Raw genomic sequence first — 24,611 nt, 5'->3', positions numbered from 1 at the left:
GCGTTGGCGGCCACGGGTGGTGTGGACACCTTCGAGGTGCCGGCGAATCTGATCCCGGCGGACGCGTCGGTGATCACTCCGGGCATGTTGCCGTTGGTGGACCTGACGCAGGAGCAGATCGACCGCATCGCGGCGACCGTGGATGGTGGGGCGGCGAACATCGCCGACATCTATCCTCTCGCCCCGCTACAGGAGGGCATTCTTTTCCACCACTTGTTGGCCGAAGGCGGCGACGAAGCGTACATCCGGCCAATGGTGCTGGAGCTGGAATCCCGATCCCGGCTCGACGACTTCATCACCGCGCTGCAGAAGGTCATCGACCGGCACGACATCTACCGCACGTCGATCGCGTGGGAGGGCCTCACCGAGCCCGTCCAGGTGGTGCGGCGGCACGCCGTGCTACCGGTCACCGACGTTGTCCTACCGTCCGGTGTCGACGACCTGGTGGCCGAGCTGATCACCGCAACCGGGATGGCCATGCCACTGGGCCGAGCGCCACTGCTGGACCTCGGCGTGGCCCAGATCCCGGGCCGCGAGCGTTGGCTCGCTCTGATCCGCGTCCATCACATGGTCGAGGACCACACCGGCATGGATGTGGCCCTGGCGGAGCTGAAGACGATCCTCACCGGTGATGGCAACGATCTGCCGCCAGCCCTGCCGTTCCGTGACTTCGTGGCGAAGACCCGCTACAGCGCGGCTGAGGAGCAGCACGAGCGCTACTTCGCCGCCCTGCTCGGCGACGTGGACGAGCCCACCGCGCCGTTCGGGGTGACCGACGTGCTCGGCAGTGGCAGTGGCGTGGCGCGTGTCGTCCACGAGTTCCCACCCGCGTTGTCGACCCAGGTCCGGGACGTCTCCCGGCACCTCGGCGCCAGCCCGGCGACACTCCTGCACGTGGCCTGGGCCCGGGTGCTCGCCGCCCTGTCCGGCCGGTACGACGTGGTGTTCGCGACGGTGCTGTTCGGCCGGATGAACGCCGGTGCCGGCTCCGACCGGGTGCCCGGCCCCTTCATGAACATGCTGCCGGTGCGGGTGCGGATCGACCAGCAGGGCGCGTCCGCCGCAGTCACCGCGATGCGTGACCAACTGGCCGAGCTGATGGAGCACGAGCACGCCCCGCTGGCGGTGGCGCAGCGGGCCAGCGCGGTCGCCGCCGACCTGCCGCTGTTCACGTCGATCTTCAACTACCGGCACAACGCCACGGTGGACCCCGAGGACGAGGCGATGGCCGGGATCCGGATGGTGCACTCCGAGGAGCCGACCAACTACCCGCTGTCGGTGGTGGTCGAGGACGACGGTGATCAGCTCGCGCTGGCCATCGACGCTGTCGCGCCGATCGACGCGGAGCTGGTCAGCGGGCTGCTGCAGGCTACGACGCAGAACCTCGTCGACACCCTCGGCGCCACCCTCAAGGGGGGCCTGGACGGGCCGCTGGAGGGGGTGGACGTCTTCGACGAGCGCGATCACGAGCGTCTCCTCCGGGAGTGGAACGACACCGCCATCGAGGTGCCAGACGCGACGATCCCCGAGTTGTTCGAGCGGCAGGTCCGCCGGGCACCGGACGCCCCGGCCGTCGTGGCCGACGACGGCGAGCTGACGTACGTCGAACTCGACGCGCGGGCCGAACGGCTGGCGCGCTCCCTGGCCGCGCGTGGGGTCGGCCCGGAGTCGTTGGTCGCGGTCTGCATGCCGCGCGGTGTCGCGCTGACCGTGGCCCTGCTCGGTGTGCTCAAGGCCGGTGGCGCGTACCTGCCCGTCGATCCGGACTACCCGGTCGAGCGGATCGCGTACATGCTGCACGATGCGCAGCCGCCGGTGCTGCTGGCCACCACCGCTACCGCCGGTGTGCTGGCCGACGTGGCGACCGTGCCGGTGCTGGTCACCGACGGCGCCGAGCTGACCGCTGAGCTGGCGGCCTGGGAACCGACCACGCTGCGGCGGGGGGAGCGGGCCCGAGCGGATCACCCGGCGTACGTCATCTACACCTCGGGGTCGACCGGCAGGCCCAAGGGTGTCCTGGTGTCACACGCCGGAGTGCCGAGCCTGGTCGCCGGGCACGTCAACTACCTCGGCGTCGGCGCGGGCTGCCGGGTGGGCCAGTTCGCCTCGGCCAGCTTCGACACGTTCGGCTGGGAGTGGATGATGGCGCTGCTGACCGGTGCCGCCCTCGTGGTGATCCCGGCCGAACACCGGCTCGGGACGGCGCTGCCGACGTTCCTCGCCGAGCGACGGGTGACGCACGTGACCCTTCCGCCGGCGGTGCTGGCCACGCTCGACGAAACCTCCATCGCCTCCGACGTGGTGCTGGTGGTGGCCGGTGAGGCGTGCCCGCTCGACGTGCTCCGGCGCTGGGCGCCGGGACGGCGGATGTTCAACTCGTACGGCCCGACCGAGACCACAGTGGACGCCACCCTGTGGCGGTTCGCGCCGGACGCCCGGGAGGTGGCCATCGGCACCCCCGTGCTGAACAGCAGGGCGTTCATCCTCGATGAGCGGCTCACCCCGGTCCCCGTCGGAGTGGCAGGTGAGCTGTACGTGGCGGGTGCGGGGCTGGCTCGCGGCTACGTCGGGCGGGCGGGCCTCACCGCCGAACGGTTCGTGGCCTGCCCGCACGGTGCCGCTGGCGAGCGGATGTACCGCACCGGCGACCGGGCCCGGTGGACGGCCGACGGCGAACTGGTGTTCGCCGGCCGCGCCGACGACCAGGTCAAGATTCACGGCTTCCGCATCGAACCCGGCGAGATCGCCGCCGTGCTCTCCGCCCATCCCGGTGTGGCGCAGGCCGCGGTCGTGGTCCGCGAGGACCGCCCTGGTGACAAGCGGCTGGTCGGCTACCTGGTGCCAACCGATCCGGAGGCGGCGGAGGAGCTGCCGGGCCTGATCCGCGGCCTGGCGGCGCAGCGGCTGCCGGACTACATGGTCCCGTCGGCGCTGGTGCTGCTGGACGCGTTGCCACTGACCTCGAACGGCAAGCTGGACCGCCGGGCGCTGCCGGCGCCGGACCTGCGCGGTTCCGTCGGACGGGCTCCGGCCGACCTACGCGAGGAGTTGATCTGCGCGGCGTTCGCCGAGTTGCTCGGCGTCGACCGGGTCGGGGCGGACGACGACTTCTTCGCGCTCGGCGGTCAGTCGCTGCTGGCCGTGCGGCTGGTCAGCCGGCTGCGGGCGATGCTCGGGGTTGAGGTGGAGATCCGCGTCCTGTTCGAAGCGCCCACGCCCGCTGGTCTGGCCGCGCGGCTGGCCGGTGCCAGCGCCGCACGACTGTCGCTGACCGCCCGGCCCCGGCCGCCACGGGTGCCGCTGTCGTACGCCCAGCGCCGGCTCTGGTTCATCGACCAGCTCGAAGGGCCCGGCGCGACGTACAACATGCCGATCGCGGTGCGGCTCACCGGTCGGGTGGACGTGCCGGCGCTCGACGGGGCGCTGCGCGATCTGATCGGCCGGCACGAGGCGCTGCGGACCGTGTTCCCGACTGCCGATGGTGAGCCGTACCAGCGGATTCTCGACCTGGCTGACATGGACTGGGAACTGGCCACGGCGGCGGTGCCCGCCGCAGAGCTGCCGGCCGCCGTGGCTGCTGTCGCCGAGCGGCCGTTCGACCTCGCGGTCGAGCCGCCGGTGCGCGCGTCGCTGCTGACCATCGGACCGTACGATCACGTCCTCGTCTTGGTGCTGCACCACATCGCCGGTGACGGCTGGTCGCGGGGCCCGCTCGCCCGGGACCTGTCGGCCGCGTACGGGGCCCGCGTGGCGGGCCGGTCGCCGGACTGGTTGCCGCTGCCGGTCCAGTACACCGACTACGCCCTGTGGCAGCGTGAGCTACTCGGCGCCGACGACGATCCGGACAGTCTGCTGTCCCGGCAGGTCGGGTACTGGCGGTCGGCACTCGACGGCGTGCCGCAGGAGCTGTCCCTGCCCACCGACCGGCCCCGCCCCGCCGTCGCCTCGCACCAAGGCCACGAGGTGCCGGTGCACCTGCCGGCCGCCCTGCACGCCCGGCTGCGCGAGGTGACGCGCGCCGAGGGGGCGACGGTGTTCATGGCGTTGCAGGCGGCCCTCGCCGTGCTGCTGTCCCGAGTGGGTGCCGGCACCGACGTGCCGATCGGTTCCACAAGCGCCGGACGCACCGATCTGGCCCTCGACGACCTGGTCGGGTTCTTCGTCAACACCGTCGTCACCCGGGTCGATCTGTCCGGCGACCCGGCGTTCGACGAGGTGCTGAACCGGGTACGGGACGCCGGCCTGGCCGGTCTGGCGAACCAGGATGTGCCGTTCGAGCGGCTGGTCGAGGAGCTGGCGCCGACTCGATCGTTGGCCCGGCACCCGCTGTTCCAGGTCATGCTGACCCTGCAGAACAACGCCGCCGCGGTCATGGACCTGCCTGACCTGCGGGTCGAGGAGGCGCCGGCAGAGCTGTCGGTCGCCAAGTTCGACCTGGAGGTGATCGTCGCCGAGTCCTTCGACGCGTCGGGCGCGCCGGCCGGACTGGACGGGGTGCTCATCGCCGCCGCCGACCTGTTCGAAGCGGAAACGGTCAATCAGTTGGCCAGGCGCTTCGTCCGGACGGTGGAAGCGGTGACCGCCGACCCGGCGGTGCGGGTCGGCTCGGTCGACGTATTCGACCCGGCCGAGCGGGAACTGGTCCTGGCTCGGTGGAACGACACCGGCCGCCCGGTGCCCGGCACGCTGGTGCCGGACCTGATCGCCGCCCGGACCGTCGAGAGTCCCGACGCGGTGGCGGTGCGGTACGACGACACGGCACTCAGCTACGCCGAACTGGACGCCCGCGCGCGGCGACTGGCCCGGACACTGCGCGACGCGGGCGCCGGCCCGGAGACCATCGTGGGTCTGTGCCTGCCGCGCGGCGTCGACATGGTCGTCGCGATCGTGGCGGCCTGGCAGGCGGGCGCCGCTTACCTGCCGATCGACCCGGAGCAGCCGGCCGAGCGCATCGCGTACCTGATCGACGACGCGGTGCCGGCCGTGATGGTGACCGATCAGGCGCACGCCGAGCTGTTGCCCGACGGGACCCCGTGCATCCTGCTCGACGCGCCGGCAGCGGACGCTGGGCCCGCCCCCGCTGGCCCGGTGCTGTCGCCGGCCCATGCCGCCTACGTCATCTACACCTCGGGCTCCACCGGGCGGCCGAAGGGCGTCGCGGTGCCACACGGCGGCCTGACCAACCTGGTGGAGGTGTTCCGGTCGGTGCTGCGGGTGGGCCCGGGGACTCCGGTGTTGCAGTTCGCGTCGTTCAGCTTCGACGCCTCCGTGCTCGACCTGGCGGTCACGCTTGCCTGCGGTGGCACGCTCGTGGTCGCCACCGCGGCCCAACGCGCCGAGCCGGCGCTGCTGCGCGAGCTGGTTCGACGGACCGGCGTCCGGTCGGCCAGCGTGGTGCCGTCCCTGCTCGGTGTCCTGTCACCGCACGACCTGGTCGGAGTGGAGTCGATGGTGGTCGGCTCGGAGAGCATCGAGCCGTCCCTGCTGACGACCTGGGCTCGGGGCCGACGGCTGACCCACGCGTACGGGCCGACCGAGGCGACAGTCATCGTCGCGGCCGGGCTTGTCGATCCGGACCGCGCCGGTAGCGGTGCCACCGTGCCGTTCGGCGGACCATTGGCCAACAGCCGGGCCTTCGTCCTGGACCGTGCGTTGGCACCGGTGCCCCCGGGAGTGGCCGGCGAACTCTACGTCGCCGGCGACCAGCTCGCCCGCGGCTACGTGCGCCGCCGGGGACTCACCGCGGAGCGCTTCGTGGCCTGCCCGTACGGCGTGGCCGGGGAGCGGATGTACCGCACCGGCGACCTGGTGCGGTGGACCGCCGACGGGGAGTTGGTGTTCCTCGGCCGAACCGACGACCAGGTGAAGCTGCGGGGGTTCCGGATCGAGCTGGGCGAGGTTCAGGCGGCGCTGGCCGCGCACCCGGGCGTGGGACGGGCCGTTGCGACGTTGCGCGAGGACACGGCCGGCGATCGACGTCTGGTCGGTTACGTGGTGGCGGCCGACGGGGCCGACCGCGGCGGGCTGTCCCGTGAGGTTCGGGCCACGGTGGCGGCCACCCTGCCGGAGTACATGGTGCCGTCCGCCGTCGTGCTGGTGGACGCGATTCCGCTGACCCCCAACGGCAAGCTGGACCGGCAGGCGCTGCCGGCACCCGATCACGTGGCCCGAGCCGGTCTGGGCCGGCCACCGGCGACGCCTGAGGAGGTGGCGATCTGTGCGGTGTTCGCCGCCGCGCTGGGCCTGGACCTGGTCACCGCCGACGACGACTTCTTCGAGCTGGGCGGCCACTCACTGTTGGCGATCGACGTCATCGGCCGGATCCGGGACCGGCTCGGGGTCGAGGTGGGCATCCGGGAGTTGTTCGAGTCGCCCACCCCGGCCGGGTTGGCCGGGCGGATGGGTGCGGCCGCCGCTGCTCCGGCCCGGCCGGCGCTGCGTCCGATGCGGGGCCGTACCGACTGATCGAACGAGCGGGCCGTCGGCGCGCGGGTGACAGTCACCCGCGCGCCGACGGCCCGCTCGTTCGGATCGTGGCTCCGTCGACCGCCAGCAGATCATCGGCGGCGCACCGGCGTGTTCAACCGCCGTCGGAAGCAGTTGAGCGTGTACGCCCGACGAGCCGGCATCGGCGTATTCCTTGGCCGCCCCGTGGCGTCCAACCATTTCCCCGAGGACGATTCCTGGCCACCGCACCAAAGACATGTTTCACTGTAATCGACAAATTCCTAAGGCCGTCGGTGGAGCGTGAACGCTCTGGAGAGGGACAATTCATGGACGGGAGTCGGCCCGAGGCGGCTATGGTGTTGCCGGATCGGCGGGACACGGATGCCCAAGCGCTGCCCGAGCGCGGCTTCGCCCGCGGTCGAGCCGCCGAATTCGGGTTCTCGGCGGACCAGTGCCCGGAAGACTTCCAGCAGCTCGCGGCCGCATTCGCCGGCTTGCCTGAGGACCCGTACGCGCCCGGTGGTAAACGTTTCCGCCGGTACTCTCGCCTGGTGTACCTGCCGTGGAATGAGGGGCTGTTCTGGATTCCCGGCATACCGGACAACAGCTACGGCTCCGTCGCGGAATACCATCAAGGGCGTTACAACCCTGACTTCACGCAATTGCGGCGGCGCTTTCCTGAGGTTCCGGAGACGTTGCAGAGGAATGCGCTGCTGTTGCAGATCATCCGGTCCGACATTGCTCAATTGAAGTGGCTCGAAGAAATGGCCCGGACCCCGATCTACATCGGTCTGCACATGGTGAAGCTTGCCGTCGGCAACCGCGGCGATGTCGCCGTCTCCTCGCCGAACTGCCTGCACCAGGACGGCGGAGCGAACATGTTCACCTTCGCGCACCTCGTCGACTGTCACAACGTGGTCGGTGGCGAGAACGTCATCGCCACTCCGGAGAGCGCCGGGCGACAGCCCGAGGAGTTGGCGCCGGAGGCGATCCACGCCCAGTTCACCCTGGCCGAGCCGCTGGAGACGTACGTGGTGCACGACCATCGGGTCAGCCACCACGTCAGCCCGGTGCGGCTGGGCGACGCCCCGGGCCCTGGCCAGCGCTCGATCCTGATCATCGGCGTCGCGCCTTTCGTGCCCGACTTCTGAGCCTCATCGACGGCTACATCCACAGACGTTCCCGTCGCAACGGGTCCCCGGCCGGGGACCCGTTGCGACGGCGCCGCGGTTCGTCTGGCCCGCGGCACACGACGGAGAGAGGACGCAGCATGGATCTCGTACCGGGTGGGGCCAACACCCTCGTGGTGACCCCCTTCGACGACTCCGGAGAGCTCGATCACAAGTCGATGGCCTCGCTCATCGACTTCGTGCTGGGAGGGGGAATCCAGGGCATCATCGCGCTCGGCACGACCGGCGAGTTCTTCACCCTGTCCGGTGCCGAGCGGGTCGAGGTGATGCGTAGCGTCGTGACCCAGGTCGCCGGCCGGGTGCCGGTCACCCTCGGCGTGGGCGCGGACGGCACCGCCGCGGCGGTCGAACTCGCCCGGGCGGCTCGGGAGGCCGGTGCCGACTGTGTGATGGTGCTGCCCCCGCTCTACTTCGACCAGTCGCCGGCCGCGCAGATCGAGCACTTCACGACCGTGGCCCGCTCAACCGACCTGCCGGTCATGCTGTACGACGGTGCCGCCAAGATCCCCGTCCCGGCCGAGGTCGTCGCGGAGGTGGCGAAACGGGCCTCCAATGTCAGGTACGTGAAGCTGGCGTTCACCGACCCGGAGCGGGCCAGCGACATCCGGCGGCTGGCCCCGGGCGTGGTGCCGCTGGCCGGCGAGGACAGCGCGCTCCTGAGCACCTTCCGGGCTGGCGCGGTGGGCAGCACCATCGCCACCGGCAACATCCAGCCCCGTGAGGTCATGGCGGTGCACGAGGCGTACCACCGGGGTGACCTGGACGAGGCGTACTCCATCTTCACCAACACGCTGCTTCCGGCGATGGTCGCCATCTCCATTCCGGAGCGCAACTTCATCGCCCGGTTCAAGGCGGTGGCGGCCGCCATGGGTGTGATCGCCAGCGGCCACGTCCGGTCGCCGTTGCGCCAGATCGACGCGGAGTCGCGCGAGGAACTGCTGATGGTGATGAAGAAGATCCACGTGCTCTGACTCGCGCCAGGGTCCGGCCCGCCCCCGGTCGCCGAACCAGCGGAGACCCTCTCTCAGGAGGCACAGATGCCGTCAGTCGGCTCGTACGCGCAAGCGGTGGGGAGGTCCGGTTTCCGGGCCATCAGCGAGTGGTTGCAGGAGTTACCCGGCCCGGAGGTGGCCCTGCACATCGGCGCGCCGGACCTGCCCTCGCCGGCCCATGTGGTCGCCGCCGTCGAGCAGGCCGTACGTCGGGGCACGGCGCGCTACGGGCCGAACCGCGGCGAACCGGAGTTGGTCGAGGCGATCCGGGCCAAGCTGGTCCGGCAGAACGACGTCCGGGTCGGCACCGAGCAGGTCTTGGTGACTGCCGGTGCCACCCAGGGCGTCCAGTTGGCCCTGTCCGCGATACTCGCGCCCGGGCAGGAGGTGCTGGTGCCGGACCCGGGCTGGCCGAACTATGCGATGGCGGTCCGGTCGCTCGGTGGCGTGGCACGGCCGTACGCGCTGGCGGCCGACGGTTCGGCGGCCACCCAACTGGCCGAGCTGGAACGTGCCATCACCCCTGCCACCCACGTGATCGTGGTGAACTCCCCGGGCAACCCGACCGGAGCGGTGCTGTCGGCGGAGACCCTGCACGGACTCGTCGACCTGGCCCGGCGTCGCGACCTGTGGGTGGTCTCGGACGAGTGCTACGAGTCGTTCCAGTTCACCGGCCCCCACCTCAGCCCCGCCGCGCTCGATGACGAACGCGTCATCAGCTGTTTCAGCTTCTCCAAGACGTTCGCGATGCCCGGCATGCGAGTGGGCTACCTGGTGGTGCCCCGATCGCTGTCCGCGCTCTGCCTGCGCCTCCAGGAGATGGCGATCTGCTGTGTGAACATCGCCGCGCAGGCCGGCGCGCTGGCCGCGCTCGAGGGGCCGCAGCAGGCGCTGACCGACATGCGGACCACCTACCTGCGGCGACGCGCCGGCGTCACCCGGAGGCTGCGGGACGCCGGTATCCCGTACACGGACCCGCAGGGCGCCTTCTACGTCTTCGCCCGGGTCACCGCCCCGCCGTTCGGGCACGACGACAAGGGCGGTGACTGGGACTGGACCCGTGAGCTGCTGCGCGAAAAGCGGGTGCTTGTCGCTCCCGGCTCCACCTTCGGCGCTCGCGGCGGTGGCTGGGTGCGGATCGCGCTGACCGCCGACGACGAGGCGCTGGCCGAGGGCATAGCACGGCTTGTCGCGTTCTGCCACGCCGACGCCGACGCCGCGTCGTTGACGGTGACCACCGGCACCGCGGACGAACGCCGTGACCCCGTCGGCGCTCGTCCGCGTCCTGGACCGGCCGCTCAGTAGTAGGTGCGGCTCCAGGAGGTGAAGGCGTGCGTCGGGACGAAGCCCAGTTCCTCGTTGATGGAGATGATCGGGTGGTTGTCGGCCGCGTTCAGCGTGTCGCAGGCCGTGACCTGCGGCTGGTGCCGTAGGAAGAACCGGAGGTTCTCCACTTTGGAGACCAGGCCCAGCCGCCGCCCTCGATGAGGCGGATCGACGATCGTGTTGTGCTGGGAGCCGTGCCAGGGATGCTCTGACTGGTAACTCAGGCTGGTCCAGGAGACCAGGCGATCGCTGCCCTCGTGCACCATGCCGGTGTGGTAGACGGTGCGCCCGCGCTCCTGGGTCAGCCGCTCGGTCTCGTGGTAGTCGTCGGTGTCCTGCCCGTTGAGGTACGCCACACTGTCGACAAGTTCCTTCGGCGTGCGGTCGATCCAGCTGACCACCCGATAGCCGGTCGCCTTCGCCCAGCCGCGTTCGAGGGCGAGGTCGAGACGGCGTTCGTCCGTCCCCTCGGTGTGCAGTCGGTAGTTGAGGTCGGGGCCGTCGGTCGAGTAGCCTGCCGCCCGCGCGAAGACCGAGGCGCCCCCACTGCCAACGCTCACACCGGGATGGTCGAAGAGCGCGTTCGAGGACAGCGTGCGGCAACCGTGGCCGTGGGCCACGTCCTCCACGGCCCGCAGGATCTGCCGACCGAAGCCGCGGCGACGGTGATTCGGGCTGACTCCCAGCTCGAGAGCAGCGGTCGCGGCGTCGTCCTGCTGAAACGCCAGGCCGAACTGGCCCACCGGCTCGCCGTCGGCCCGTACGACGAATCCCAGTTCGGTGAGGCCGGGCCAGGGATGCCGCAGGGCCCGTTCAATGTCGGAACGCGTGGTCGACGGAATGATGGGGAGATCGTAGCGTCGTACCGCTTCGCTGACATGTACCCATTCCTCGATGGAAGTCGGACTTTCGAGCGATAGTGGCGATATATCGATCGTCATACCTCAAAGATGACCGTGCTGCGCTGGGCGGCGCAAGGCTTGACAACCAACCGGAAGTGCCCCTCCACCCGGCGGGCGTCAGGTCCGCCGCCGTTGACCTGCCCTCCCGGAAGGCCGCGATGTTCAACTGGTTCTCAGTGCCAGTCGAACGGCCCGCTGAGGACCTGTTATCGCAAATGATCAATCACTGGCGGCATGACGGGTTGTACAGAACCGACGCCGTGACGAATCCCGCCACCCCTCGCATGATGGCTCCGGGTTCGCACCGCTGGCGACCCGCCTCGTCATCTCGGCACGTCGGCGCCCGTTGCCCAACGCCCCTTGAGCGTCGGTCGGCCCCTCACGGCGAGGCCTGCCGCCGGCGAAGCAGCGGGCGGTGCGTGGTCGTCCGCCGGACTGCTCGTCACCGGCAGGTGAGTGTCGAGCGGAACGTTCAGCAGAACCGGCCCCCGGGTCGGGTCCCGCCAGGAGGAGTCAGGATGATCCCGTTGTCGTTCGCGCAGCGCCGGCTGTGGTTCATCGAACAACTGGAGGGGCCCAGCGCCACCTACAACCTCCCGATCGCGCTGCGGTTGACCGGGCGGATCGACCGGTCGGCGCTGGCCGGGGCACTGCGCGACGTGATCGGACGACACGAGTCGCTGCGGACGGTCTTCCCGACCGTGGACGGCGAACCGGTGCAGCGGATCCTCGACATCGCCGAGTTGGACTGGGCGCTGGAGGTCGTCGACCTGCCGGCCGACCAGCCACAGGCGCTGAACGAGGCGGTCATGGCCGCGACCGGGCAGCCCTTCGACGTGTCCCACGAGGCGCCCATCCGGGCCTGGCTGTTCTCCGCCGGCCCCGACGAGCACGTCCTCGTGGTCGTCACCCACCACATCGCCAGCGACGGATGGTCGCGCGGCCCGCTGGCACGCGACCTCTCCACCGCGTACGCGGCCCGGTGCGCTGGCAGGGCACCGGACCAGGAACCACTGCCCGTGCAGTACGCCGACTACGCGCTGTGGCAGCGGGAGCTACTCGGCGACGACCAGAACCCGGAGAGCATCGTGTCGCGCCAGCTCGGCTACTGGCGTACCGCACTGGCCGGGGTGCCGGAGGAGCTGACGCTCCCCACCGACCGGCCGCGCCCCGCGGTGGTCAGCCACCGTGGACACAGCGTCCCGGTGACCGTGCCGGCGGCGGTGCACGCCCGGCTACGCCGCCTCGCCCGCGGCGAAGGGGCAACGGTCTTCATGGTCCTGCAGGCCGCCCTGGCGGCACTGCTGTCCCGACTGGGCGCCGGGTCCGACATCCCGATCGGCGTATCGGTCGCCGGACGAACCGATGTCGCACTTCGCGACCTCGTCGGCTTCTTCGTCAACACCCTGGTCCTGCGTAGCGACCTCTCCGGCGACCCGACCTTCACTCACCTCGTCCGGCAGGCTCGGGAGAACGGCTTGGCCGCCTTGGCCAACCAGGATGTGCCCTTCGAGCGCCTCGTTGAGGAGATGGCCCCCACCCGGTCGCTGGCCCGCCACCCCCTCTTCCAGGTGATGCTGACCGTGCTCAACCAGGAGGAGGCGGTACTCGACCTCGACGGGGTCCGGGTCGCCGCCCTGCCAGCCGGACCGGACCCGGCGAAGTTCGACCTCAGCGTCAGCGTCTCGGAGACGTACGACCCGGCCGGGCAGCCGGACGGCATCACGGGATGGGTCACCGCGGCGGCCGACCTGTTCGACGTCGAGTCGGCACAGCGGATCGCGGACCGCCTGGCCACTCTGCTCGACCTGGTGACCGCCGACCCCGGCATCCGGCTGAGCGCGCTCACGCTCCTCGACCCCGACGAGCGACGCCGCGTCATCGAGGAGTGGAACGACACCACCACCGCGCTGCCCACCGCCACGGCCGTCGAACGGTTCGAGGCGCAGGTCGCCCGCACCCCGGACGCGACGGCCGTCGTCTGCGCCGACGATCGGGTGTCCTACGCGGAGTTGGACAGCCGGGCCAACCGGTTGGCCCGGTACCTGCTGACCCTCGGCGTGGGCCCCGAGTCGGTGGTGGCGTTGCGCCTGCGCCGAGGTCTGGACACCATCACGTCGATCCTGGCAATCTGGAAGGCTGGCGGCGCGTACCTGCCGATCGACGGCCGACAGCCGTCCGACCGGCAGGCGTACCTGCTGGCCGACAGCTCGGCCACGGTCCTGCTGACCACGACGGACACCACCGACGAGGACACCCTCGCCGCCGTACCCACAGTGGTGCTGGACTCCCCGGCTGCCATCGCCGCGATCGTCGCCGCCGATGCCACGTCTCCCCGGGTCGACGGGTCCCCGGACGCGCTGGCATACGTCATCTACACCTCCGGGTCGACGGGCACGCCCAAGGGCGTGGCCGTAGCTCACGCGTCGCTGGCGAACTACCTGTCCTGCGTCCCCGACCGGATCGGCTTCGGCCCGACCGGCGGGCGGTACGCCCTGCTGCAGGCGCACACCACCGACCTGGGCAACACCACGCTCTTCGCCAGCCTGGTGAGCGGCGGCGAGTTGCACGTCCTCGACGAGGACGCCAGCACCGACCCGGCCGCGGTCACCGACTACCTCAGCCGGCACCGCATCGACTACCTCAAGGCGGTGCCGTCGCACCTGGCCGCGCTGTCGGCCGCCCGTGGTGTCGCCGCGGTGCTCCCGGCCCGGTCTCTCGTGCTCGGCGGTGAGGCCGCCCACCACGCCTGGGTCGGGCAGCTCACCGACGTCGCCGGCGAGCGTCAGGTCTTCAACCACTACGGGCCCACCGAGACCACCATCGGCGTGGCCACCACCCGGCTCACCTCGGAGCTGGTGGCCGGCGGCGCGGTACCGGTCGGCCGGCCCATCGCCAACACCCGGATGTACGTGCTCGACCAATGGCTCAACCCGGTCCCGCCGGGAGTCGCCGGGGAACTCTACGTCGCCGGCGCCGGCTTGGCCCGCGGCTACCTGAGGCGGCCGGAGCTGACCGCCGAGCGGTTCGTCGCCGACCCGTTCGACCCGGCCGGATCGCGGCTGTACCGCACCGGCGACCGGGCCCGCTGGACCCCGGACGGGCAGCTGATGTTCCTCGGCCGCGACGACGACCAGGTCAAGGTGCGCGGCTTCCGCATCGAGCTGGGCGAGGTACGCGCCGCCGTCGCCGGCCACCCGGAGGTCGCCCAGGCGGCGGCGGTGGCCTGGCAGGACCAGGCCGGCGAGCGTCGCCTGGTGGCGTACGTCGTACCTGTCGACGGAGCCAGCCGGACCGATCTGCCGGCGGCGGTCCGCGCGCACGTCGCCGCCGTCCTGCCCGACTACATGGTCCCCGCGGCCGTTCTCGTCCTGGACGCGCTGCCGCTGTCGGTCAGCGGAAAGCTCGACCGCTCGGCGCTGCCCGATCCGGACTTCGCCGCCACGGCCGGCGCCGGCCGCGCCCCGGCCGACGCCCGGGAGGAGCTACTCTGCGCGGGCTTCGCCGCCGTGCTCGGCCTACCGCAGGTCGGCATGGACGACGATTTCTTCGCCCTCGGCGGCCATTCGCTGCTGATCGTGCGGTTGGTGGAGTGGCTGCGTCAGCGGGGCCTGTCGGTGCCGGTCCGGGCACTGTTCGAGACGCCGACCCCGGCCGGGCTGGCCCGGGCGGCCGACGCGGCCGGCGCCCGGCCGCTCACCGTGGTGCCGCCCAACGCCATTCCGGTGGACGCCCAGCGCATCACGCCCGAGATGCTGCCCCTGGTGTCGCTGTCGAGCGCCCAGATCGACCACGTGGTGTCGACGGTTGCGGGTGGCGCACCGAACGTCGCTGACGTGTACCCTCTCGCTCCGCTGCAGGAAGGGCTGCTGTTCCACCACCTGTTCTCCGCCGGCAGCGCCGACGTGTACATCACGCCGACGGTCGTCGAGTTCGCCACGCGGGACCTGCTAGACAGCTTCGTCGACGCCCTGCAGAAGGTCATCGACCGGCACGACATCTATCGCACGGCGATCGTCTGGGAAGGGCTACCCGATCCGGTTCAGGTCGTGTGGCGGAGCGTGGTGCTGCCCGTCGTCGAGGTGACGCTCGACGAAGCCGCCACGGACCCGGTTCCCACATTGCTCGCCGCCGCCGGCCAGTCCATGGACGTGGGAAGGGCGCCGCTGCTCGACCTGCACATCGCCGCGGCCCCCGGCAGTGACCGGTGGCTCGGCGTCGTGCGGGTGCACCACCTCGTGCAGGACCACCTCGGACTCGAGGTCGTCCTCGACGAGGTACGGGCCCTGATGGCCGGACGGGGCGACGAGTTGGCCCCGCCCATGCCGTTCCGCGACTTCGTCGCGCAGGCGCGCGGCGCCGGCGACGAGCAGCAGCACGAGGAGTTCTTCGCCGAGCTGCTGGGTGATGTGGACGAACCCACCGCGGCGTACGGGCTCACCGACGTGCGACGCGACGGCACCGACTTCGCGGAGCACTGGCTCGCCTTCGACCCGGCGCTGACCGCTCGGCTTCGACGGGTGGCGCGGGCGCACTCGGTGAGCACGGCCACCGTGCTGCACGTGGCGTGGGCGCGGGTCCTCTCCGTGGTGAGTGGCCGGGACGACGTCATCTTCGGCACCGTCCTGCTCGGTCGGATGAACAGCGGCGCGGGGTCCGACCGCGTTCCCGGGCCCTTCATCAACACCCTGCCGGTACGGGTACGAACCGACGAGGCAGGTGTCACGGCGGCGTTGCGGAGGATGCAGGCGCAGCTCGCGGCCCTGGTGGAGCACGAGCACGCACCCCTCGTGCTCGCCCAGCGTGCCAGCGCGGTCACCGGCGACACACCGCTCCTGACCACCCTGTTCAACTACCGGCACAATCCCGAGCCCGCCGTCAGCGACGAGATCGACGGAATCCGGGTGATCTTCTCCGAGCAGTACACCAACTACCCGCTGACGGTCTCGATCGACGACGACGGTGACACCATCGGCACCTGGGTCGTCGCGGTGGCTCCCATCGACCCGCCGGCGGTCGGCGTCCACCTGGCGACGGCGATCGAAACGCTCGTGTCGGCGCTGGAGGCCGCGCAGCGCGGCGCGCCCGAGCCACGACTGGCGGACCTGCCGATCCTGAGCGACCACGAGCGCCACCAGATCCTGACGGAGTGGAACGACACCGCGGTCGAGATCGACGAGCGGACCGTCGTCGACCTTCTCCAGGCCCCGGCGGCTCGGACCCCGAACGCGGCGGCCGTGGTGTCCGCGTCGGGCACGGTGACCTTCGCGGAGCTGGAACTCCGGGTCAACCGGATCGCGCGGCTCCTCGTCGACCGGGGCGCCGGGCCGGAGACGGTGGTCGGACTCTGTCTGGACCGCACCGCCGACGCCGTGGCGGCCCTCTTCGGGGTGCTGAAGGCGGGCGCGGCATACCTGCCGATCGATCCCGAATATCCGGCCGCGCAGATCGAACTCATGCTGCACGACGTCGCGCCCGTCGCCGTGCTGACCGCCGCGGCGCTGGCCGACGTCCTCCCCGAGGACGCCCCGGTGATCCTGCTCGACGACCCGGCGACCGTCGCCGCGCTGGACCGCCCGGAGGCGGACCCGACCGGATGGCCGGCGGCCACCGGCAGTGGCATCGCCTGCATCTACTACACCTCGGGATCCACCGGACGGCCCAAGGGCGTCGCGACGACGCACGGCGGTCTCCGTAACCTCTACGAGTACCACCACCGCACCACAATCGCCCGCGCCGACCGCAGAATGCGGTTCGCGCTGACCGCGTCGTTGTCGTTCGACACCTCCTGGGAGGGCCTACTCTGGCTCATCGCGGGACACGAGCTGCACGTGATGAGCGACGAGGTTCGACGCGACACCACCGCCATGGTGCGCTACGTCCGCGACCCGGGGATCGACGTCATGGACGTGACCCCGACCTACGCCGAGCAACTCGTCCACGACGGCCTGCTGGCCGATCCGCTGCGCCGGCCGGCCGTGTTGTTGCTCGGTGGCGAGGCGGCGGGCACGGTCCTGTGGGACCAGGTGCGGGCCGCGGACGGTGTGCAGGCCTTCAACATCTACGGCCCGACCGAGTACACCGTCGACGCCCTTGGCCTGCCCTTGGACGGCATCGAACATCCGCTGGTGGGCCGGCCGATCAGCAACACCCGGGCCTACGTGCTCGACGGGCGCCTGCAACCGGTTCCGGTCGGCGTCGCCGGTGAGCTGTACCTCGCCGGCGCGAGCCTCACCCGCGGGTACGTCCGTCGCCCCTCGCTGACCGGCGAGCGGTTCGTGGCCTGCCCGTGGGGCGACGGCGAGCGCATGTATCGCACCGGCGACGTCGTGCGCTGGGACCGGGACGGGCGACTGGCCTACCTGGGGCGCAGCGACTCGCAGGTCAAGATCCGCGGCTTCCGCATCGAGCTGGCCGAGGTACAGGCGGCCGTCGCCGCGCATCCGGACGTGACCCAGGCCGCCGTCATCGTGCGGGACGAGGTCGCCGGCGACCGTCGGCTGGTCGCCTACGTCGTGACCGCCGAGCACGCGGACGCGGCGACACTGCCGCTGACGATCCGCCAGTTCGTGGGCGAGCGACTGCCCCGGCACATGGTCCCCGCCGCGGTCGTCGTGCTCGACGCGCTGCCCACGCTGGTGAGCGGCAAGCTCGACCAGCGGTCGCTGCCGGCACCGGACTACACGGCGGCCGCCGGCCGGGCACCGCTCTCGCTGCGCGAGGAACTGCTCTGCGCGGCGTACGCCGAGGTGCTGGACCTGCCGGCTGTCGGACTCGAAGACGACTTCTTCGCCCTCGGCGGGCACTCCCTGCTCGCCGTCCGGCTCATCAGCCGGCTCCGCAGCGTCTTCGCCACGGAACTGCCGCTGCGTGCGCTCTTCGACGCGCCCACACCGGCGGCGCTGGCCGCCAGGCTGGGCGAGGGCGGCCAGGCGCGGACCGCGTTGACCCCGCGGGAACGTTCGGGACGGCCGCCACTGTCGTTCGCCCAACAGCGACTCTGGTTCATCGCGCAGCTCGAAGGGCCGTCCGGCACGTACAACATGCCGGTCGTGTTGCGGCTGGCCGGTGATGCGGACCCGAGCGCGCTGAACGCCGCACTGCGCGACGTCATCGGCAGGCACGAGGTGCTGCGTACCGTCTTCGCTGTTGCCGACGGCGAGCCGTACCAGCGCATCCTGGGCCTGGACGACCTGCCCTGGGAGCTGTCGACCCGGTCGCTCGCGCCCGAGGCGGTCGAGGCGGCCGTCACCGCTGCGGTCTCCTACCCGTTCGACCTGTCCCGCGAGGTGCCGATCCGGGCCTGGCTGTTCGAGACCGGCCCCGACGAGCACGTGCTCGCGGTGGTCGTGCACCACATCGCCGGTGACGGCTGGTCAATGGAGCCGCTGGCCCGGGACCTCTCCGTCGCCTACGCCGCCCGACGGCAGGGCGCAGCGCCGGGGTGGGAGCCGCCGTCCGTCCAGTACGCCGACTACGCGCTCTGGCAACGCGATCTGCTGGGCGCCGCCGACGACCCGGACAGCTTGCTGTCCCGGCAGGTCGCCTACTGGCGGCAGGTGCTCGCCGACGCCCCCGAGGAGTTGGCGCTGCCCTTCGACCGGCCCCGCCCGGCGGTCGCCAGCTATGCCGGCCACTCCGTGCCGCTCACGCTTACCGCCGACCTGCACGCGAGACTGCGCGACGTCGCCCGGGCCGAGGGCACCACGGTGTTCATGGTGCTGCAGGCCGCCCTGGCCGTGCTGCTGTCCCGGCTGGGTGCCGGGACCGACCTGCCGATCGGTGTTCCGATCGCCGGCCGTACCGACGTCGCGCTCGATGACGCGGTGGGGTTCTTCGTCAACACCCTGGTCCTGCGCACCGATCTGTCCGGTGACCCCTCGTTCGTCGATCTCCTGGGCCAGGTCCGCGCGACGGCCCTGTCGGCGTTCGAGCACCAGGACGTGCCCTTCGAGCGGCTGGTCGAGGAGTTGGCCCCGGCCCGTTCGATGGCGCGTAATCCGCTGTTCCAGGTGATGTTGACCCTCCAGAACACCGCCGACGCGGTGCTGGAGCTACCGGGGGCGGCTGCCGATTCCCTGCCGGGTTCGTCGCCAGCGGCGAAGTTCGACCTGGACGTGACGCTCGGCGAGACCTTCGACGATGCGGGCGCGCCGGCCGGCATGACCGGTGCCGTCGTCGCCGCTGCGGACCTGTTCGACCCGGCGACGGTTGAGACGCTCACGCGGCGCTTCGTCCGGGTGCTGCACGGCGTCCTCGCCGACCCGACAGCGCCGGTACGCATCGTGGACGTCCTCGACACCGGCGAGCGGCGGCGGGTGATGACCGAGTGGAACGACAAGGCCATGCCGGTGCCGTCGCCGTGGCTGCCGGAGGTGTTCGCGGCGCAGGCGGCGGCCACCCCGGACGCGGTCGCCGTGGTGTGCCGGGAGGTGTCGCTGACGTTCGCCGAGTTGGAGGGGCGCGCCAACCGGTTGGCCCGGTTGCTGACGGGTCGGGGTGTGGGCGCCGAATCGGTGGTGGGGTTGTTGCTGCCGCGTGGGGTGGACGTGGTGGTGGCGATCCTGGGGGTGTTGAAGGCGGGTGCCGCGTACCTGCCGCTGGACATCGAGTATCCGGCTGAGCGGATCAGGTTGATGGTCGCGGATGCCGCGCCGGCTGTGGTGCTGACGACCGCGCACCTGCGGGAATCGGTGCCGGCCGGGGTGGCGGGACTGGCGGTGGACGACGCCGCCTTCGTCGCGGAGCTGGCTGAGGTCTCAAGCGGGCCGGTGGCGTCGGTGGTAGGTCCGGAGACGGCCGCGTACGTGATCTACACGTCGGGGTCGACGGGTCGGCCGAAGGGTGTGCTGCTGACCCACGGCGGGTTGCGGAACCTGTACGCGTCTCACCGTGCGGGGGTGCTGGCGGACTTCGAGGATCGCCGGTTGCGGTTCGCGTTGACCGCGTCGTTGTCGTTCGACACGTCGTGGGAGGGGTTGCTGTGGATGGTGGCCGGCCACGAGCTGCATGTGCTGGACGACGACGTTCGCCGGGACACCGCGGCGGTGGTGCGGTACGTGCGGGACGCTGGCATCGGCGTGATGGACGTGACGCCGACCTATGCCGAGCAACTGATCGTCGACGGGCTGCTCGAGACGCCGCCGACTGTCTTTCTGCTCGGCGGCGAGGCGGTCGGGCAGCGTTTGTGGGAGCAGTTGCGCGACGCCGAGGAGATGCGGTTCGTACCGCTCTACGGGCCCACCGAGTACTCCGTCGACGCTCTCGGTCTGGCGGTCGGCGACACCGACCGGCCCTCGGTCGGGGTGCCGATCGCCAACACCCAGGCGTACGTGCTGGACCAGTGGCTGTCACCGGTGCCGGTGGGGGTCGCGGGTGAGTTGTACCTGGCCGGCGCGGGTGTGGCCCGCGGGTACCTCAACCAGCCCGGCACCACCAGTATGCGGTTCGTGGCCTGCCCGTTCGCGCCGGCCGTGCGGATGTACCGCACCGGCGACCTGGTGCGCTGGGACGCCGAGGGGCGACTGGAGTTCCAGGGCCGCACCGACGACCAGGTCAAGATCCGAGGGTTCCGGATCGAGCTGGAGGAGGTCCGGGCCGCCGTGGGCGCCCACCCGGAGGTGGTCCAGGCCGCGGTCGTGGTCGACGACGGGCGGTTGGTCGCCTATGTGGTGGCCGTGGAGGACAGCGCGGACCTGCCGGAGCGGGTCCGTCGCTTCGTCGCTGAGCGACTGCCCAATTACATGGTGCCGGTGGTGGTGCTCCTCGCTGAGCTGCCGATGACCGTTGCCGGCAAGCTGGACCGGCGAGCCTTGCCAGCTCCGGACTTCGCCGGCCTGGCGGGTCGGGGTCGGGCTCCCGCGAACGAGCGGGAGAGGGTGTTGTGCGCCGGCTTCGCCGAGGTGCTCGGTCTGCCGAGCGTCGGGGTGGACGACGACTTTTTCGCCCTCGGCGGTCACTCGCTGCTGGTCGTACGACTGGTGGAGTGGCTGCGCCAGCGCGGCGTGTCGGTCGCGGTAAGGGCCTTGTTCCAGACCCCCACGCCCGCTGGCCTGGCCACCGCGGCGGAAGCCGACCAGGTCGAGGTGCCGGTCAACGGGATTCCGAGCGGTGCCACCGCGATCACCCCGGCGATGTTGCCGTTGGTGGACCTCACGCAGGCGCAACTCGACCGGGTCGTGGCCACCGTGGCCGGTGGTGCGTCGAACGTCGCGGACGTGTATCCGTTGGCACCGCTGCAGGAGGGGCTGCTGTTCCATCACCTGCTGGCTGCGGGGGGCGTGGACGCGTACGTGACGCCCACGGTGCTGGAGTTCGATTCCCGGCAGCGTCTTGACGCGTTCCTGGCCGCCGTGCAGCAGGTGGTCGACCGGCATGACATCTATCGCACGGGCGTGGTCTGGGAGGGGCTGGACACTCCGGTGCAGGTGGTGTGGCGGTCGGCGGAGCTGTCGGTCACCGAGGTGGTGTTGCCGGAGACCGACGACCTGTCGTCGGCCCTGGTGGGGCGGGTCGGGCTCTGGATGGACCTGCGTCGGGCGCCGCTGCTGGATGTCCACCTCGCCGCGGTGCCCGGCACCGATCACTGGCAGGCGCTGGTCCGCGCCCACCACATGATCGAGGACCACACGGGCATGGACGTGATGCTGGGTGAGATCGAGGCGATCCTCGCCGGTCGCGGCGGGCAGCTGCCGGTCCCGGTGCCGTTCCGGGAGTTCGTCGCGCAGGCTCGGGGTGGTGTCAGCGTCGAGGAACACGAGCGGTACTTCGCCGGGCTGCTCGGTGACGTGGACGAGCCGACCGCGCCGTACGGGTTGCTCGATGTGCGCGGCCAGCGCATCGGTGAGAAGTTCGCCCGGGTCGGGCTCGACGACGCGGTGACGGCACGGCTGCGTGACGTGGCCCGGGTGTTGGGTACCAGCCCGGCGACGGTGCTGCATGTGGCGTGGGCACGTGTCCTGGCTGCCGTCGCCGGTCGTTCGGACGTGGTGTTCGGCACGGTGTTGTTCGGTCGGATGAACGCAGGCGCGGGTGCGGATCGGGTGCCGGGGCCGTTCATCAACACCCTGCCGGTGCGGGTGCGCACCGACGGGGTGGGCGTTCGGGCGGTGGTCGCGGCGATGCGCGACCAGCTCGCGGGGTTGTTGGAGCACGAGCACGCGCCGTTGGCGATCGCCCAGCGGGCCAGCAGCGTGTCCGGCGCCGCCCCGCTGTTCACGTCGCTGTTCAACTACCGCCACAACACGGCAACCGAGCCGGACGCGGCTCTCGACGGCGTGTCCGTCGTCTATGCCCGCGAGTACCACAACTTCGCGCTGTCGGTGTCCGTGGACGACGACGGCACCGGCCTCGCGTTCACCGTCGACGGCGTGCCGGCCATTGACTCGCACGAGGTCGGCGTGTTGTTGGCCACGACCACGGCCGGTCTGGTCGCCGCCCTGGAGAGCACGGACGACGTCGCCCTGGGCGACGTCGACGTGCTCGACGGCGCTGCGCTGCGTCGGGTCCTGGTCGACTGGAACGACACGGCGGTCGAGGTCGCCGCGCCGTTGCTGCCGGAGGTGTTCGCGGCGCAGGTGGCGGCGACGCCGAATGCGACGGCGTTGGTGTTCCGTGACGCGGCGCTGACGTTCGCCGAGTTGGAGGCGCGGGCGAACCGGTTGGCCCGGTTGCTCGCCGACCGTGGGGTGGGCCCGGAGTCGCTGGTCGGGCTCGTACTCGAGCGCGGCCTGGATGCCGTGACGGCGATCCTGGCGGTGTGGCGGGCCGGGGCGGCGTACCTGCCGATCGACCCGGAGTACCCGGCGGAGCGGATCGCGTTCGTGGTTGCCGACGCCGCTCCGGCGCTGCTGCTGGCCTCGACTCGCACCGCCGACGCGGTCCCGGCGGGCACCCCGGTGCTGGTGCTCGACGCCCCGGCCACCGTTGACGAGTTGTCCGGCGCGCCGGCCGATGGTCCCGTCCCGCCGTGGCACGCCGACCAGACGGCGTACGTCATCTACACCTCGGGCTCCACCGGTCGGCCCAAGGGCGTCGCGGTCACCCACCGCGGCCTGCGCAACCTGTACAGCGTGCACACCTCCCGCTTCATCCCCGCCGTCACGGACGGGCGTAGGCGGGTGGCGTTCACCTCATCGCTGTCCTTCGACGCCTCGGTGGACCCGCTGCTGTGGCTGACCGCCGGGCACGAGCTGCACGTCGTCGCCGATGACATCCGCCGCGACACCGCCGCCACCGTGGCGTACGTCCGGGATCGGGACGTCCGGGTCCTCGACGTGGTCACCTCGACGTATGCGGAACGGCTGGTCGCCGACGGCCTGCTGGCCGCCCCGCCGGAGATCGTGATGCTCGGCGGCGAGGCGGCGACCCCGCAGGTCTGGACCGACCTGCGCGCCGCCGACGGTGTGCGGTGTGTGAACCTGTACGGCCCCACCGAAATCACCGTGTACGCCACCGCGCTCGACGCGCGGGACAGCGACCGGCCGTTGATCGGTCGGCCGGTGGCGAACACCCGCGTCTACGTGCTGGATTCGAGCCTGCGACCGGTGCCGCCGGGTGTGTCCGGCGAGCTGTACCTGGCCGGCGCCGGCCTGGCGCGGGGCTACCTGGGCCGGTCGGGGCTGACCGCAGATCGGTTCGTGGCCTGCCCGTATGGCGGGCTGGGGGAGCGCATGTACCGCACCGGCGACCTGGCCCGCTGGGATGCCGAGGGGCGGCTGGAGTACCTGGGGCGCGCGGACGAGCAGGTGAAACTGCGGGGGTTCCGGATCGAGTTGGGTGAGGTGCAGGCAGCCGTGGCTGCGCACCCGGACGTCACCCAGGCGGCGGTCATCGTCCGCGACGAAAAGCTGGTCGCCTATGTGGTGGGTGGTGACGGCGCCGGCGTCCGTGAGCATGTGAGCCAGCGGCTGCCCGACTACATGGTTCCGGCCGCCGTCGTCGCGCTCGATGCGCTGCCGATGACCGCGAACGGCAAGTTGGACCGCAGGGCGCTGCCAGCCCCGGAGTTCGCAGCCGGTTCTGGCCGTGGCCCCGCGAATGCCCGCGAGGAGATGCTGTGCGCGATGTTCGCCGAGATCCTTGGCCTGGATGCCGTCGGAGTGGATGGTGATTTCTTCGCGTTGGGTGGGCATTCGTTGTTGGCGGTGCGGTTGTTGAGTCGTTTGCGGTCGGTTTTTGGGGTGGATTTGTCGTTGCGGGTGTTGTTCGAGGCGCCGACGCCGGGGCGGTTGGCGGGGCGGTTGGGTGAGGGTGGTGCTGCCCGGCCGGTGTTGGTGGCGGGGGAGCGTCCGGAGCGTTTGCCGTTGTCGTTCGGGCAGCGTCGGTTGTGGTTTATCAATCAGTTGGAGGGGGCGACGGCGGCTTATAACGTGCCGGTGGTTTTGCGGCTTGTTGGTGGTGTTGATGTGGTGGCGCTTTCTGCGGCTTTGGTGGATGTGGTGGGTCGGCATGAGGTGTTGCGGACGGTGTTTCCGGTGGTGGATGGGGAGCCGTTTCAGCGGGTGTTGGGTGTGGCGGAGTTGGATTGGCGGTTGGAGTGTGTGGAGTCGGTGGATGTGGATGCGGTGGTGGCGGAGGTGGTGGGGCGGCCTTTTGATGTGTCGGTGGAGGTGCCGTTGCGGGCGGTGTTGGTGAATGGTGGGGTTTTGGTGGTGGTGGTGCATCACATTGCGGGTGATGGGTGGTCGATGGGTCCGTTGGCGCGGGATGTGTCGGTGGCGTATGCGGCGCGGTGTGGGGGTGGGGTGCCGGGG

The 24,611-nt window shown here is 71.2% G+C and carries 6 protein-coding genes; 5 read left to right on the top strand and 1 reads right to left on the bottom strand.

All coding sequences use genetic code 11. From position 1 onward, the window contains the following. Positions 1-84: 84 nt before the first annotated feature. The 4 genes from GA0070216_RS33165 (at position 85) to GA0070216_RS33150 (ending at position 9,934) form a co-directional block, all read left to right on the top strand. A complete protein-coding gene (locus GA0070216_RS33165) occupies positions 85-6,465 on the top strand; it encodes a non-ribosomal peptide synthetase (protein WP_245722893.1) in 6,381 nt (2,126 codons plus the stop codon). Positions 6,466-6,773: 308 nt separating this feature from the next. Then, positions 6,774-7,598 (top strand): 2OG-Fe dioxygenase family protein, encoded by an 825-nt coding sequence (locus GA0070216_RS33160; protein WP_218108362.1) that lies wholly within the window; start codon positions 6,774-6,776, stop codon positions 7,596-7,598. 119 nt (positions 7,599-7,717) lie between these two features. Continuing rightward, positions 7,718-8,608 (top strand): dihydrodipicolinate synthase family protein, encoded by an 891-nt coding sequence (locus GA0070216_RS33155; RefSeq protein ID WP_091254779.1) that lies wholly within the window; start codon positions 7,718-7,720, stop codon positions 8,606-8,608. A gap of 66 nt (positions 8,609-8,674) precedes the next feature. Then, positions 8,675-9,934, top strand: coding sequence for a pyridoxal phosphate-dependent aminotransferase (locus GA0070216_RS33150; protein ID WP_091254776.1), 1,260 nt, complete (start codon positions 8,675-8,677; stop codon positions 9,932-9,934). Here the strand turns inward: GA0070216_RS33150 and GA0070216_RS33145 are convergent. Next, positions 9,928-10,896, bottom strand: a complete 969-nt coding sequence (locus GA0070216_RS33145) for a GNAT family N-acetyltransferase (protein ID WP_091254773.1) — start codon at positions 10,894-10,896, stop codon at positions 9,928-9,930. The two genes, GA0070216_RS33150 and GA0070216_RS33145, sit on opposite strands and share 7 nt — an antisense overlap. 479 nt (positions 10,897-11,375) lie before the next feature. Between GA0070216_RS33145 and GA0070216_RS33140 the strand changes: the two genes are divergently transcribed. Then, the coding region (locus tag GA0070216_RS33140) for a non-ribosomal peptide synthetase (protein WP_176739269.1) at positions 11,376-24,611 on the top strand (13,236 nt) is incomplete at its 3' end.

This window comes from Micromonospora matsumotoense (assembly GCF_900091525.1).
In the GTDB taxonomy this organism is placed as follows: Bacteria; Actinomycetota; Actinomycetes; order Mycobacteriales; family Micromonosporaceae; genus Micromonospora; species Micromonospora matsumotoensis.
This window is presented reverse-complemented; position numbering and strand designations above follow the sequence as displayed.